The 15,070-nt window shown below is 61.9% G+C and carries 11 protein-coding genes; 7 read left to right on the forward strand and 4 right to left on the reverse strand.

All coding sequences use genetic code 11. The annotated features are described in order from the left end of the window. Positions 1 to 15 precede the first annotated feature (15 nt). Complete coding sequence (gene mdeB / locus PSEUDOMOFG3G_RS11530; RefSeq protein WP_139049987.1) at positions 16 to 2,721, forward strand: alpha-ketoglutarate dehydrogenase; 2,706 nt, start codon at positions 16 to 18, stop codon at positions 2,719 to 2,721. An 89-nt stretch (positions 2,722 to 2,810) separates the two neighbouring features. Here mdeB and PSEUDOMOFG3G_RS11535 read toward each other — a convergent pair whose 3' ends face one another. Beyond that, positions 2,811 to 3,440 (reverse strand): hypothetical protein, encoded by a 630-nt coding sequence (locus PSEUDOMOFG3G_RS11535; protein ID WP_139049988.1) that lies wholly within the window; start codon positions 3,438 to 3,440, stop codon positions 2,811 to 2,813. Between the two features lie 229 nt (positions 3,441 to 3,669). Between PSEUDOMOFG3G_RS11535 and nosR the strand changes: the two genes are divergently transcribed. The 6 genes from nosR to PSEUDOMOFG3G_RS11565 are packed head-to-tail and all read left to right on the forward strand — an operon-like array spanning position 3,670 to position 11,457. Beyond that, a complete protein-coding gene (gene nosR, locus PSEUDOMOFG3G_RS11540) occupies positions 3,670 to 5,838 on the forward strand; it encodes a transcriptional regulator NosR (RefSeq protein WP_257220723.1) in 2,169 nt (722 codons plus the stop codon). A gap of 53 nt (positions 5,839 to 5,891) precedes the next feature. Continuing rightward, on the forward strand, positions 5,892 to 7,811 hold the full coding sequence (gene nosZ, locus PSEUDOMOFG3G_RS11545; RefSeq protein WP_139049989.1) for a TAT-dependent nitrous-oxide reductase: 1,920 nt from the start codon (positions 5,892 to 5,894) through the stop codon (positions 7,809 to 7,811). A gap of 26 nt (positions 7,812 to 7,837) precedes the next feature. Next, positions 7,838 to 9,157 carry a nitrous oxide reductase family maturation protein NosD gene (locus PSEUDOMOFG3G_RS11550; RefSeq protein WP_139049990.1) on the forward strand — a complete coding sequence of 440 codons (1,320 nt, stop codon included), beginning with the start codon at positions 7,838 to 7,840 and terminating at the stop codon, positions 9,155 to 9,157. After that, the gene (locus tag PSEUDOMOFG3G_RS11555) at positions 9,154 to 10,071 is read left to right on the forward strand and encodes an ABC transporter ATP-binding protein (RefSeq protein WP_076384485.1); all 918 of its coding nucleotides are present in this window, start codon (positions 9,154 to 9,156) and stop codon (positions 10,069 to 10,071) included. The genes PSEUDOMOFG3G_RS11550 and PSEUDOMOFG3G_RS11555 overlap by 4 nt, the downstream gene beginning before the upstream one ends. Then, positions 10,068 to 10,898 (forward strand): ABC transporter permease, encoded by an 831-nt coding sequence (locus PSEUDOMOFG3G_RS11560; RefSeq protein WP_139049991.1) that lies wholly within the window; start codon positions 10,068 to 10,070, stop codon positions 10,896 to 10,898. Before PSEUDOMOFG3G_RS11555 ends, PSEUDOMOFG3G_RS11560 begins: the two co-directional genes overlap by 4 nt. Before the next feature lie 31 nt (positions 10,899 to 10,929). Further along, entirely contained in the window at positions 10,930 to 11,457 is a 528-nt protein-coding gene (locus tag PSEUDOMOFG3G_RS11565) for a nitrous oxide reductase accessory protein NosL (RefSeq protein WP_139049992.1), read from the forward strand. Positions 11,458 to 11,507: 50 nt separating this feature from the next. On the opposite strand, the gene PSEUDOMOFG3G_RS11570 is transcribed toward PSEUDOMOFG3G_RS11565, so the two are convergent. The 3 genes from PSEUDOMOFG3G_RS11570 to nirJ are packed head-to-tail and all read right to left on the reverse strand — an operon-like array spanning position 11,508 to position 15,062. Continuing rightward, on the reverse strand, positions 11,508 to 13,001 hold the full coding sequence (locus PSEUDOMOFG3G_RS11570; protein ID WP_139049993.1) for a nitrite reductase: 1,494 nt from the start codon (positions 12,999 to 13,001) through the stop codon (positions 11,508 to 11,510). Continuing rightward, the gene (cobA, locus tag PSEUDOMOFG3G_RS11575) at positions 12,998 to 13,828 is read right to left on the reverse strand and encodes a uroporphyrinogen-III C-methyltransferase (RefSeq protein WP_139049994.1); all 831 of its coding nucleotides are present in this window, start codon (positions 13,826 to 13,828) and stop codon (positions 12,998 to 13,000) included. Before cobA ends, PSEUDOMOFG3G_RS11570 begins: the two co-directional genes overlap by 4 nt. A 37-nt stretch (positions 13,829 to 13,865) precedes the next feature. Continuing rightward, positions 13,866 to 15,062 (reverse strand): heme d1 biosynthesis radical SAM protein NirJ, encoded by a 1,197-nt coding sequence (gene nirJ, locus PSEUDOMOFG3G_RS11580; RefSeq protein WP_139049995.1) that lies wholly within the window; start codon positions 15,060 to 15,062, stop codon positions 13,866 to 13,868. Between the last annotated feature and the right edge of the window lie 8 nt (positions 15,063 to 15,070).

Here is a 15,070-nt window from a genome sequence, read left to right on the forward strand (position 1 = left end):
ACGCAGGAGTAGTTCATGAACTCGTTCGTCCTTAAAAACACCTTGCCAGCCCAGGCCGAGGCAGATGCACAGGAACTTGCCGAGTGGCACGATGCCTTGCTTTCGGTCATCGCCCACCGGGGAGAAGCCCACGCGGGGCGGGTGCTCGACCTGCTCGTCGCTGTCGCTGGTCGCGCTGATTTAGGCTGGCGGCCCCGCTTGGGTACACCCTACATCAACAGCATAAGCGTCGAGCAACAACCCGCGTTTCCAGGAGACCTGGCCACCGAAGAGCGCCTGGCGTCGATCATTCGCTGGAATGCTTTGGCAATGGTGGCTCGGGCCAATCAGGTGTATGGAGAACTGGGCGGACACATTGCCAGTTATGCCAGTGCAGCGGATCTATTCGAGGTCGGCTTCAATCATTTCTTCAAGGCGCGCAACGAAAACTCCGCTGGCGATCTGGTGTTCTATCAGGCGCACTCGGCGCCCGGTGTGTATGCCCGGGCCTACCTTGAGGGGCGCCTTGATGAAACAGACTTGCAGCATTATCGGCAGGAGATCGGTGCTCGCGCAAAAGGCGCCAGGGGCTTGTCCAGCTATCCGCATCCCTGGCTGATGCCGGACTTCTGGCAGTTCCCGACCGGTTCCATGGGGATCGGCCCGATCAGTTCGATCTACCAGGCTCGCTTCATGCGCTATCTGGACCATCGCGGCCTGAAGAACACCCGCGGCCGGACGGTCTGGGGCGTATTCGGCGACGGTGAAATGGATGAGCCAGAAAGCATGTCGGCGCTCACACTCGCCGCGCGTGAAAGGCTCGACAACCTGGTCTGGGTGGTCAATTGCAATCTGCAGCGCCTCGATGGTCCGGTGCGAGGCAACGGCCGAATCATCGACGAGCTGGAGGCGTTATTTGCAGGCGCCGGCTGGAACGTCATTAAGTTGGTCTGGGGCTCGGATTGGGATTCGCTATTTGCGCGCGACCACGACGGCGCCCTGGTTGAGGCATTGTCGAATACTGTCGATGGTCAGTTTCAAACGTTTGCCGCCAAGGACGGGCGTTTTAATCGCGAGCATTTCTTCGGACAGAGCGAAGCGCTGGCGCAATTGGCTCGAGGCCTGACCGACGAGGATATTGATCGCCTCAAGCGCGGCGGTCACGACATGGTGAAAATTTTTGCCGCTTATCACCGGGCCGCGCTCGAAGACACAAAGCCGACGGTGATTCTCGCGCAGACCAAAAAGGGTTTTGGCATGGGGGAGGCCGGGCAGGGCAAGATGACCGGGCACCAGCAGAAGAAGCTCGACAGTGAAGCGCTCCTCGCTTTCCGCAATCGCTTCAATCTGCCACTGACCGACGACCAGGCGACCTCCCTGGCGTTCTTCAAGCCCGACGCCGACAGCGCGGAGATGCGCTACCTCCATGAGCGCCGTCGGGCGCTGGATGGCTACCTGCCGACACGGCACTCGTCGTGTGACGACGATAAGGTTGCCGTGCCCGAGATCGATCGTTACGCCAGTTTCGCCATCAATGCCGGAAATAAGGAGATGTCCACGACCATGGCCTTCGTGCGCATGCTCAACGGGCTGCTGCGAGACACCACGCTGGGTCCACGCATTGTGCCGATCGTGGCGGATGAGGCGCGCACGTTCGGCATGGCCAGCCTGTTCAAGCAGATCGGTATCTACTCCAGCGTAGGACAACGCTACGAGCCAGAAGACATCGGGTCTATCCTCAGCTATCGCGAAGCGCAGAATGGCCAGATTCTCGAAGAAGGCATCAGCGAGGCCGGGGCAATCAGCTCCTGGGTGGCCGCCGCCACGAGCTATTCGGTGCATGGGTTGCCGATGTTGCCGTTTTATATCTATTACTCGATGTTCGGCTTCCAGCGCATTGGCGATCTGATTTGGGCGGCGGCCGATCAACGTGCTCGCGGCTTTCTTCTCGGCGCAACTGCCGGACGCACGACGCTGGGCGGCGAAGGCCTGCAGCATCAGGACGGCAGCAGCCATTTGATGGCCGCGACTGTACCCAACTGCCGCGCCTATGATCCGGCGTTCGCCGGTGAGTTTGCGGTGATCCTGGATCACGGCATGCGCCAGATGCTGGAGCGCCAGGTCGACGAGTTCTACTACGTCACCCTGATGAATGAAAACTACCCGCAGCCCGACCTTCCAGGTGGTGTTGAGCAAGACATTCTCAAAGGCATGTATCTGTTTGCCCGGAACGAATTGCAAGACCCTCGTGGCAGCGTCCAATTGCTCGGATCTGGCACTATCCTGCGCGAAGTGATCGCGGCCGCCGAACTGCTCGCCAACGACTGGAACGTTGACAGTCAGGTCTGGAGCGTCACCAGTTTCACCGAACTGGCACGGGACGCGCGCGAGGTCGAGCGCCACAATCGACTGCATCCTCAACAGCCCGGGCGCAGGAGCCATCTACAGGCGTCGCTCAATAATGCGACGCCCGTCGTCGCCTGTAGCGATTACGTCCGGGCCGTGCCAGCGCTGATAGCCAGCTACATTGAGCCTCGCTACACGGTGCTCGGCACCGATGGTTTCGGCCGAAGCGATACCCGCGCTCAACTGCGTCGATTCTTCGAAGTGGATCGTCATCAGATCGTTCTGAGCGCCCTGACCGCGTTGGTTCAAGCACAGACACTGGCGCCGCAGGTGTGCGTCGAAGCGATTGCCCGGTACGCCATCGATGTGGATTGCCTGGCGCCGTGGGAGGCGTGAACAGGGTGCGTCGATAACACTTCAACCTGCAGCACTGATGATATGTCTGCAGGCTGGAGTGTTCAGCTATCCGGATGCTATCGAGCCGCTCACTTCTGCGGCACAGCCTCAGGTGGTTCCGCCACGTCATCAGCGTTGTTCCCCACGCGAGCGGTAACCTGCTTGATTGCAAGCTCGGTGAGTTCGGTCGGCGCCTGGGATGCTATTTGCAACCCTCCTCGGATACGGTGAAAGGTGTTTTCCGCGGTTCTGCCCCAGGTTCCCGGCATGGAACCGTGCGGTAGATCGGCCCGATCGGGCGACCGGATGTTCTGCATTGCCGTTTGTGTGCGTGGGAAGTTGGACGTGGGTACTTGAGCGGGGGCGCCCGGTCCGGGAAGCTCTTGCGTTTTTCGCTCCTTTTCAAGCGCCGCAAGACGAGCCTCGGTTTCAGCGCCCGCCTGAAAGCTCGCATAGGCCGGAATAAGGAGAGCAGGCGAGCCCAATGCGGCCAAAAGCACCTGGCCAAACTGCTGCGCCGGCGTGTCTGAGCCAACGGCCCGTGCCGCTAAGCTGACGCCCATGGCGCTGCCCAACCCGGCAAGTGAGCCGTAGGTTTTACTGAACAGGCTTTGACGAATTTCAGGATTGCTCGGGTCGCTGGCCAACACCGCGTCCGAAGCCGCTTTTGCCAGGCGATTGGCCAAAGGTACATTAGTCGAATCGATGAGTGGCTCCACCGCTACGAAGAGTTCCCTGCGTTGTGTGAACGCAAGCGCTTTCTCGGCAGTGCCCGCTAAAAATAAAGCAGTGCGCGGGGACCGGTGGCTCACTTGGACCAGCCGCCTGATTGCGTCGAGCCCGGCACTCGGAGGAGTTCATTTCCTCAACTTGATTTCAATCAAGGGCCGCGCAGGGGAGTGGGTCCTACCATGATCGCCAAGATCCTGTCCTTAAGCCCTGGCGTCCATGACCCCTCCCTTTGTGATGCTGCACCCATCCCGCTTCTGGCTCCATGGGCTGTTCGTTCTCCTGCTGTTGATCGCAAGCCTCGCCCAGGCCAAGGACTACGGTGATATCCAGCAACAGCGCATCCACCAGGTCCTGAGCCCGGTCGATTCGATCTCCGAGCCCGACGGCCCCTTCAAGGTTCGCAAACTGTCCGCTGCCGGCAAGGTCGTCGGCTATGTGTTCCAGAGCTTGGATGTGGTGGACATTCCCGCTTATTCAGGCAAGCCCATCAACGTCCAGGTGATCCTCGATCCGGCCGGTGTGATCCTCGATGCTTTTGTGCTTGAGCACCACGAACCGATCCTGCTGATCGGCATTGCCGAAGAAAAACTCCACGCGTTCAGTGCCCGCTACAGCGGCATCAAGGTCAATCAACGGGTGGTGGTGGGGCATTCCAGCGACCCGAACGCGGTGACGGTGGATGCAATTGCCGGCGCCACCGTGACGGCGATGGTGGTCAATGAAGTCATCATGCGCGCCGCTCACGATGTCGCGGTTTCCCTGGAGCTGGTCAAGGGGGACGCGGGGTTGGCGGTGGCGCCGGCACGCGTGCGCGATGACCTCTACGAACCCGCCGACTGGAAAACCTTGACCGGCAACGGCGCGGTGCGTCGCCTGCACCTGACGCGCGGCCAGGCCGATGCTTCCTTCAAGGGGACCGAGGCCGAGGGTGTTGAAGCCGCCAGCGCCGAGCAAGCAGACGACACCTTCATCGACCTGTATGTCACCCACCTGAACCCGCCCACCATCGGTCGCAACCTGCTGGGCGAGGCGCAATACCGCACGTTGATGGCCGAACTCAAACCCGGCGAGCAGGCCATCGCCGTGATGGGCAGCGGTCGCTATTCCTTCAAGGGCTCGGGGTATGTGCGCGGCGGCATTTTCGATCGGGTACAGGTGCGTCAGTTCGGCGACGCCATCAGCTTTCGCGACCTGGACTTCCAGCGTCTGGACGACGTGGCGCCGACGGACATGCCGGAGTTCGACGAAATGGCGATTTTCATCGTCCGCGCCTCCCACCGTTTCGACCCGGGTTCGCCCTGGAGCCTGGAGCTGCTGGTGCGTCGTCAGACCGGACCTGTCAGTGGCATCTTCAGCAGCTTTGAACTGGCTTATCAATTGCCCGAGCCCTATCTGGAAAGGCCATTGCCAACGGCTGAGCAACTGGCAGCGGCCGAAGAAGCCAGCCGACCGATGTGGTTGACCCTCTGGTACCAGAAAAGCCTCGAGATCAGCGTACTGGGCGTGGCCCTGGTGGTGCTCACGGCGATCCTGTTCCTGCAGGATGCGCTGGCCCGGCGCCCGAAGCTGTTGCACTGGCTGCGTCGCGGCTACCTGATGTTCACCGTGGTGTTTCTCGGTGGTTATGCATTGGCCCAGCTGTCGGTGGTCAATGTGCTGACCTTCGTTCATGCCCTGTTCGAAGGCTTTCGCTGGGAACTGTTCCTCACCGATCCGCTGATTTTCATCCTTTGGGTGTTCACCGCCGCCAGCATTCTGTTGTGGGGGCGCGGGGTGTTCTGCGGATGGCTGTGTCCGTTCGGTGCGTTGCAAGAGTTGCTCAACGAGCTGGCGCGCAAGTTGAAAGTGCCGCAGTACGAGCTGCCGTTCGCCGTCCACGAGCGACTCTGGGCAATCAAATACATCATTTTGCTGGTGCTGTTCGGCGTCTCGCTGGAGTCGATGTCCAGCGCCGAACGGTTGGCCGAAGTGGAGCCCTTCAAGACCGCCATCACTCTCAGGTTCGACCGTCAGTGGTGGTTCGTGGCGTATGCGCTGGGTCTGCTGGTGGTCAACCTGTTCACCCGCAAAGTCTATTGCCGCTACATCTGCCCGTTGGGGGCCGCCCTGGCGATGCCGACCCGGCTGCGATTGTTCGACTGGCTCAAGCGCCGCAAGGAATGTGGCAACCCCTGCCAGCTGTGCGCCAAGGAATGCGAGATCCAGGCGATTCACCCCGATGGCCGGATCAATGCCAACGAATGTCACTACTGCCTCGATTGCCAGATGACCTGGCACAACGAAAACAAATGCCCGCCGCTGATCAACAAGCGCAAGAAGCGCAGCAAGGCGAGCGCGACCGAGACGCAACTGATTCCCGTGGTGCAGGTGAACCCGGCGCCTTGAAACCCCCGAATGTCCTGTCCCTTGACCCTTTCATTCTTCATGGAGCACACAGCATGATCGATAAAAAAACCGAAACCAGCGGCGCGATCGAAGAACCCAGGGGCGTCAGCCGTCGAGGATTTTTAGGGACCAGTGCGGTGACCGGCGCCGTACTGGCCGGCGCCACGGCGCTGGGCGGCGCGGTATTCACCCGTGAGTCCTGGGCTGCGGCGGCCAAGGAAGCCAAGTCCAAAGTCCACGTCGGCCCCGGCGAGCTGGACGACTATTACGGTTTCTGGAGCGGTGGCCATCAGGGCGAGGTGAGGGTGTTGGGCGTACCGTCCATGCGCGAGCTGATGCGTATTCCGGTGTTCAACGTCGACTCGGCCACCGGTTGGGGGCTGACCAACGAAAGCAAGCGCATCCTGGGTGACAGCGCCAAGTACCAGAACGGCGACTGCCATCACCCACACATCTCCATGACCGATGGCAAATACGACGGCAAATACCTGTTCATCAACGATAAGGCCAATTCCCGGGTCGCGCGCATTCGCCTGGATATCATGAAGTGCGACAAGATTCTCACCGTGCCCAACGTACAGGCGATCCATGGCCTGCGCCTGCAAAAGGTGCCGTACACCAAGTACGTGTTCGCCAACGCCGAATTCGTCATCCCGCACCCCAATGACGGTCGCACATTCGACCTGCAAGACAAGAACAGCTACACAATGTTCAACGCCATCGACGCCGAAAAAATGGAAATGGCCTTCCAGGTGATCGTCGACGGCAACCTGGACAACTCCGACGCCGACTACACCGGCAAGTACGCCGCCAGCACCTGCTACAACTCCGAGAAGGCCTACGACCTGGGCGGCATGATGCGCAACGAGCGCGACTGGGTGGTGGTGTTCAACATCCCGCGCATCGAAGCGGCGATCAAGGCCGGCAAGTTCATCACTCTGGACGGCTCCAAGGTGCCGGTGGTCGATGGTCGTAAAACCGATGGCAAGGACAGCGCGTTCACCCGCTACATCCCGGTGCCGAAGAATCCCCACGGGCTCAATACCTCGTCCGACGGCAAATACTTCATCGCCAACGGCAAACTGTCGCCCACCGTCTCGATGATCGCCATCGACCGGCTGGATGATCTATTCGACGACCGCTACAAAGACCCCCGCGAGGTGATCGTCGCTGAGCCGGAACTGGGCCTGGGGCCGTTGCATACCACCTTCGACGGGCGCGGCAATGCCTACACCACCTTGTTCATCGACAGTCAGGTGGTGAAGTGGAACATGGACGAGGCCATCCGTGCCTACAAGGGCGAGAAGGTCAACTACATCAAGCAAAAGCTCGATGTGCAGTACCAACCCGGCCACAACCACGCGTCTCTGACCGAAACCAGCGAGGCGGACGGAAAATGGCTGGTGGTCTTGTGCAAGTTCTCCAAGGATCGCTTCCTGCCCACCGGTCCGCTGCACCCGGAAAACGACCAGTTGATCGACATTTCCGGCGAAGAGATGAAGCTGGTACACGATGGCCCGGCCTTTGCCGAACCCCATGACTGCATCCTTGCCCGGCGTGACCAGATCAAGACCCAGAAGATCTGGAGCCGCACCGATCCGTTCTTCGCTGAAACCGTGGCCTTGGCCAAGAAGGATGGCATCAACCTGGAGACCGACAACAAGGTCATCCGCGACGGTAACAAGGTGCGGGTCTACATGACTTCGATGGCGCCGGCCTATGGCCTGACGGAGTTCACCGTCAAGCAAGGCAACGAGGTGACGGTGACGATCACCAACATCGACCAGATCGAAGACGTCTCCCACGGCTTTGTCATGACCAACCACGGCGTGAGCATGGAGATCAGCCCGCAACAGACCTCGTCCATCACCTTCATCGCCGACAAGGCCGGTTTGCATTGGTACTACTGCAGCTGGTTCTGCCACGCCCTGCACATGGAAATGGTCGGGCGCATGCTGGTTGAAAAGGCCTGAGCAGGTTCAACGAGGAGACGGGTTCAATGACCGGTAACCAGCAACAGCCTGCGGGCTACGCTCGCGCACCGGTCATTGCCCTGGTGCTCCTGCTACTGTCGGGCGGCGCGCTTGCCGCGCCGCAGCCGATCACCGACTTGCCATTGCAGGCCGACGGAGAACGGCAATGGCGCCTGCCTGCGGGGCAATACCGCGGCTCGTTCAGCATCGACCAACCCATGACCCTCACGTGCGCGCCGGATGCGGTATTCCAGGGGCAGGGTGAGGGCAATGGGTTGATCATTCGCGCCCCGAACGTCCAGGTCCAGGGCTGTACCTTCCTGGACTGGGGCCACGACCTCACGGCCATGAACGCGGCCGTCTTCATCCAACCGGTCGCCCAAGGGGCGGTGGTTCGTGGGAACCGCATGCAGGGCCAGGGTTTCGGTATCTGGGTCGATGGCGCGCGGGATGTCAGCCTGATCGACAACCGCATTCAGGGCGATCCCGGGCTGCGCTCCCAGGACCGGGGGAACGGCATTCACTTGTACGCGGTACACGGTGCCCGGGTGATCGGCAACCACGTACGCGAAACTCGCGACGGCATCTATATCGACACCTCCAACGGCAACCTGCTCGAGGGCAACATCCTCGAGGACCTGCGCTACGGCGTGCATTACATGTTCGCCAACGATAACCGTCTGTTGGGCAACGTCACCCGGCGCACCCGCACCGGTTATGCCTTGATGCAAAGCCGTCAACTGACGGTCATCGGCAACCGCTCCGAACAGGACCAGAACTACGGGATCCTGATGAACTACATCACCTATTCCACCCTGCGCGACAACGTGGTCACCGATGTTCGCGACGGGTCCACCGGCGACACCATGATCACCGGTGCCGAGGGCAAGGCCCTGTTCATTTACAACTCATTGTTCAACCGCATCGAAGGCAATCATTTCGAGCGCAGCGCGGTGGGCATCCACCTGACCGCCGGTTCGGAGGACAACCGCATCGCCGGCAACGTGTTCGCCGGCAACCAGCGCCAGGTCAAATACGTGGCCACGCGGTTGCAGGAGTGGTCGGTGGACGGGCGCGGCAATTACTGGAGTGATTACCTGGGTTGGGATCGCAACGGCGACGGACTGGGGGACGTGGCCTATGAACCCAACGACAACGTCGATCGCCTGCTGTGGCTGTACCCCCAGGTACGGCTGTTGATGAACAGTCCGGGTATCGAGCTGCTGCGCTGGGTGCAGCGGGCGTTCCCGGTCATGAAATCCCCCGGGGTGATGGACAGCCATCCGTTGATGCACGCGCCGCTCCAGCCCCCGCCACGCAACAGTGCTCAGGAGGACGCGTCTTGAACGTCGTCGAGATCGAAGGCGTCAGTCAGCGCTACGGCAATGCTGCTGTGCTGCGCGGGCTGAACCTGAACCTGGCCCAGGGCGAAGTGCTCGGGCTGTTCGGGCACAACGGTGCGGGCAAGACCACGACCATGAAGCTGATACTCGGTCTGCTGCGCGCCAGTGAGGGTCAGGTGCGGGTATTTGGCCGCGAGCCGAGTGATCCGGGCGTGCGCAGAATGCTCGGTTACCTGCCGGAGAACGTGATGTTCTATCCGCAGTTGAGCGGGCTGGAAACCTTGCGCCATTTCGCCCGGCTCAAGGGCGCGGCGCCAGACCAGGTCGAGCGCTTGCTGGAGGAGGTCGGGTTGGCGCAAGCGGCCCGGCGGCGTGTGCGCACGTACTCCAAGGGCATGCGCCAACGCCTCGGGCTGGCCCAGGCCTTGCTCGGCCAGCCGCGACTGCTGTTGCTGGACGAACCCACCGTCGGCCTGGACCCCATCGCCACCCAGGACCTCTATCAACTGCTCGATCGGCTGCGCTGGCAGGGCACCAGCATCATTCTTTGTTCGCACGTCTTGCCTGGCGTGGAAGCTCACATCAACCGCGCCGCGATTCTCACCCAAGGTCGCCTGTTGGCCCTGGGCAGCCTGGACCGGTTGCGCGAAGACGCGGGGCTGCCGACGCTGATCCGCGCCTCGGGCCTGTCGCGGGCCGACTGGCTTCGCCAGCATTGGCGCAGCGAAGGGCACCTCACCCAAGGGTGGGGCGCGCAAGGGCTGCAGGTGTCCGCGCCGGATGGCAGCAAACTCAAGTTGCTGCGCCAGTTACTGGCCCAGGATGACCCGACGGATGTCGAGATCAAACCGCCGTCCCTGGAAGATTTGTACCGTCATTACATGGTTCGCGCGGCGACCGAGGAGGCCGGCTCATGAACCCGATCTGGAACATGGCCCGCAAGGAATTCAGTGACGGCTTGCGCAACCGCTGGTTGTTGGCGATCAGTCTGTTGTTCGCCGTGCTGGCCATCGGCATCGCCTGGCTTGGCGCGGCGGCGTCCGGCCAGTTGGGGTTTACCTCGGTGCCGGCAACGGTGGCGAGCCTGGCCAGCCTGGCAACGTTCCTGATGCCGTTGATCGCCTTGTTGCTGGCCTATGACGCGATCGTCGGCGAGGACGAGAGCGGCACCTTGCTGCTGATGCTGACGTATCCGTTGGGGCGCGGGCAGTTGCTGCTGGGCAAGTTTGTCGGTCACAGCCTGATCCTGGCGCTGGCGACCCTGATCGGCTTTGGTTGCGCGATGTTCGCCATAGCCCTGCTGGTGGACGATATCGAGCTGAGCCTGCTGCTCTGGGCCTTTGGCCGCTTCATCGTCTCCAGCACGCTGTTGGGTTGGGTTTTTTTGGGGCTGGCCTATGTGCTGAGCAGCCTGTCGGCGGAGAAATCCACCGCCGCCGGGCTGGCGCTGGGGGTGTGGTTTTTCTTCGTGCTGGTGTTTGACCTGGCGTTGCTGGCACTGCTGGTGCTGAGCGAGGGCCGGTTCAGTCCGGACCTGCTGCCGTGGCTGTTGCTGTTCAACCCCACCGATGTGTATCGGCTGATCAACCTGTCGGGGTTCGACGCCGGTTCCAGCGGCGCGGCAGTGCTGACCTTGGGCAGCGACCTGCCGGTGCCCGGGCCTTGGCTCTGGCTGTGCCTGTGGTTGTGGATGGCTGTGCCGTTGTGGCTGGCCTATCGATTGTTCAACCGCCGGTGTCCGTGATTTCTGATCTTGATAGAGGGAGCATGTAACGATGAACAGGGTGTATTCGAGAACGGGCCGAGTCCTGGCCGGAGTGTTGGTGTGCCTGGTGCTGGTGGCATGCGGCAAGCCTGAGTCGACACCGGCCTCAAAGGCGGCGCTGGCGTTCCATCCCAGTGACGAGTGCCATGTCTGCGGCATGGTCATCACGGATTTTCCCGGACCCAAGGGCGCCGCAGCGACCGCCAGCGGCGTGAAAAAATTCTGCTCGCCGGCCGAGATGCTCAGCTGGTGGCTGCAGCCGGAGAACCATCGGGCCGACGTCCAGTTGTACGTCCACGACATGGGGCGCAGCCACTGGAACACCCCGGATGATGAGCACCTGATCGATGCCCGGACCGCCTATTTCGTCGTCGGCTCCAGGCTCAAGGGCGCCATGGGCGTCGTCCTGGCCACGTTCGCCGACGCCCAGGCGGCGGAAAAACTCGCCCGCGAGACCGGCGGCCGGGTGCTGCGTCTGCAAGACATCGATCAGAAGCTGCTGGGACAGGCCACCGCTATGTCGCCGATGAATCATTGAACGAGCAACCTGCTCCCGCTGAGGTGAGCAGGTTTGCCCTGATCGCCCGTTCAGTGAGACGTACCTTCGGCAAATTCGATCTTGTTGCCCACGTTGTATTTGCCTGAAGGTTTGTTCATGGGCAGGCGCTTGATTTCCTTGAGGGTGTGGCTGTCGTAGACGATCAGCGCGCCGTCGGTGTCCCAGATGCTCAACAGCAGGTAGCGGCCGTCGTGGGTAAATTCGACGTGGGCGGCGGTTTTGCCGGGCATGGGGCGCAAGGTGTGGGCGATTTCCAGGGTTTGTTTGTCGATCAGGTGGATGGCATCGTTGCCGGTGGCGAAGAACACGTCGGTCCAGGCATAGCGGGAGTTGGCATGGCTGCGCAGGAAGAAACCCGGCCCGAGGGTAGGGATCTGCCTGATGACTTTCCAGGTGTTGATGTCGATCACCGACACCAGTCCTTTGCTGATGTTGGGGGTCGCGAACACCCAGCGGCCATCGCGCTTCCAATAGGTGCCCGAGCCCAGGTGCGGCATGCCCGGCAGGCTGATGTCGCTGACCACCTGGCCACTGTCGAGGTCGATCACCTGTCCACCCTGGGCCTTGCGCGAGGTGGCGAGCAACTGGCGATAGTCGGGTGAGAAGGAAAAGTCATCCAGATGATCCTGGACCTCGATGCGCCTGGGCACGAAGTCCGGGTTCGGACCGGTGGGCAGTTCCCAAACCTCGTTCACATCCTTCAATGCGACGATGAAGCTGTTGCGCGGCGCAGCGGTGTAGACCGCGCTGACCCGCGAAGCCTGGCCATCCCTGCCCAGCGTCGTGATCGTCTTGACCAGGGACAAGTCCCGGGCATCCAGCACCGCCAGGTTGCCGGGCAGCGAGTTGCCCACCAGCACCCAGCGACCGTCCTTGCTCACCGCCAGGTTACGAGTATTGAGCCCGGCCCGAACTTCGGCGATCAGCTTGAGGTTGTGCAGGTCATACAGACTGATCCAGCCATCGCGCGACGCCAGGTAGACAAAACGCCCGTCCGGGGAAAACTTCGGTCCGCCATGCACTGCAAAGTGCGAGGCAAAGCGCGCGAGCACCTCGAACCGATCCCCGTCGACCACCGCGACGTGATGATTGCCGGCTTCCACCACTACGAACAGGTTCAGCGGGTCGGCCCGGTGTTGCGGCTGGTCGGGCAATGTGGCGACGTCCACCAACACCCGATGACTTTGGCGAATATCCTCTTCATTCCAGTTGGGCGCGACGCTGGGCGGGCGCTGGAGATAAAGCGCCAGGGCGTCGATTTGTGCAGGCTCCAGCAGCGTACCGAAGGCCGCCATCTGACTGGCGGGGCGGCCATTTTCGATCACCTGGCGAATTTCGCCGGGCTTGATCCGGCCCAGGCTCTGGGGCAGTAACGCCGGCCCGGCGCCGCCGATGCGGTTTACGCCGTGGCATTGTTGGCAGAGCTGCTGGTAATTGCGCTCGGCCTGTTCCAGGTCGGCGCCGGTGGTAACGGCGCCATGGCTCGTACCGATCCACAGCATCGCAAGCCCGATGCGCTTCATAGCGCCACCTTCAAAGCCTGGGGGATGGGATGAACGCGCGCCGGATGCTGCATCGGCTGCTGGGCAAACAAGCCGACCACCTTACCGATCACCGTCAATGTCGGCAGCCCTTCAACGCAATCTCGTGCCATGGCCGGCAGTTGTTGCAGGGTGCCACGTAGCACCTGCTGGTCGGGACGAGTGCCGTTGCTGATCAATGCCGCCGGAGTCTCGGCGGCCAGGCCTGCGGCCATCAACCGTGCGGCAATGCTGCCCAGGTTCGACAAGCCCATGTAGAACACCAGGGTCTGGCTGTCATCCGCCAGGCTTTGCCACGGCAGGTTCAAATCGCCTTCGCGCTGTAAGTGGCCGGTGATGAAACGGCAGGAATTGACCAGGTCGCGATGGGTCAGCGGAATGCCGGCGTAGGCGCTGCAACCGGATGCGGCAGTGATACCGGGCACCACCTGACAATCGATACCACGGACCAGCAAGTATTCCAGCTCTTCGGCACCGCGACCGAAGATGAACGGGTCGCCGCCCTTGAGCCGGACCACCCGCTGGCCCTGATCTGCGAGGTCGGCCAGCAATTGGTTGATCTGGGCCTGGGGCAGACTGTGGCAGCCGGCGGCCTTGCCGACGTAATGCCGGGCGCACGTCAGCGGGATCAAACCCAGCAGTTGCGCACTGATCAGCCGGTCATAGACCACCGCGTCGGCCTGCATCAACAGGCTCCAGGCGCGTAACGTCAGCAAACCAGGGTCACCGGGACCGGCGCCGACCAGCGCGACTTCCCCCGGTCTGAAGGACGATTGCAGGGCAGCGGGCAGAACGATAGAGGCAGACATGGGACTTCCTTGGTTCATCATCAGGTTCGCCGTCGGGTTATCGGGCGCAGGGCAGTGCAACGCTGGGAATCAAAGTGCTGGGGAGCGCGTGCAAGCCGATTTCGTCATCGCTGAGGTGGCAGCCGGGGTCCTGGCCCCACAGGTCGCCGTCGGCCCAGGCGCGCGTGCGGGTGTTGCCGTTGCAGATAGCCAGCCAACGACACTGTCCGCAGCGGCCACCCACGGTGCGCGGATGCTCGCGCAGTTTTTGCAGCAGAGCGTCGGGACGTTCCAGCCAGAGTGTGCGAAAGGGCGTCCGGCGCACGTTACCCACCGAGTGCTGCCACCAGTAAGTGTCGGGGTGTACCTCACCGGTGTTGTCGATGTTGGCGATGCCGCTGCCCGAGGCGTTACCGCCCCAAGCCTTGAGCATGCGTTCCAGTTCGGCGTAGTGATGGGGCAGGCGCGAGGCTACCCATTGCAGCAACAGCACCGCATCGGCGTCGTTGTTGCCGCTGACGAAGTCCGTGTCGCGTCCGTGCAGGATGTCGCTCCAGGCCCGCTCGAAGATCAGGAGCATGGCCTCGCGGCTCATCTGTTGCCGGGCGTCGAGCTGACGACTGCGCTTGCCGCGACCGCTGTAGTTGAGGTGCGACAGGTAGAATTTCTGCACGTCGTATTCAGTCATCAGATCCAGCAGTCGCGGTAGCTGGGTGTGGTTCTGCTGGGTCAGGGTGGTGCGCAACCCGACCCGAATCCCGCGTTCGCGACACAACCTGATGGCCGCCATGGAACTGGCGAAACTGCCTTTGAGCTGGCGGAAGGTGTCGTGCGTCGCTTCCAGGCCATCGATGCTGATGCCCACATAATCGAAGTTCGCCGCCTCGATCTGCTCGATGTTGCTCGGGTCGATCAGCGTGCCGTTGGTAGACAGGGCCAGGAAGAATCCCTTGCGCCGGGCATAGGCACTGAGCTGGAACAGGTCCTCGCGCAGCAGTGGCTCGCCGCCGGACAGGATCAAGACTCGTACGCCCGCGTCATGCAAATCGTCGATGACCTTGAGCGCCGCGGCCGTGTCCAGCTCATCACGAAACACGCTGTCGGCCGAGGTGGCGTAGCAGTGTTTGCAAGTCAGGTTGCAGCGCCTGAGCAGATTCCAGATCACCACCGGCGCTCGTGTACTGCCCGGTGGTGCAACACGCGGCGCGGGACATTGACCGGCCAGGGCACGCAGGTAATGGCTGATCCTCAACATAAGTCACT

Source organism: Pseudomonas sp. FG-3G (assembly GCF_901007645.1).
GTDB lineage: Bacteria > Pseudomonadota > Gammaproteobacteria > Pseudomonadales > Pseudomonadaceae > Aquipseudomonas > Aquipseudomonas rhizophila.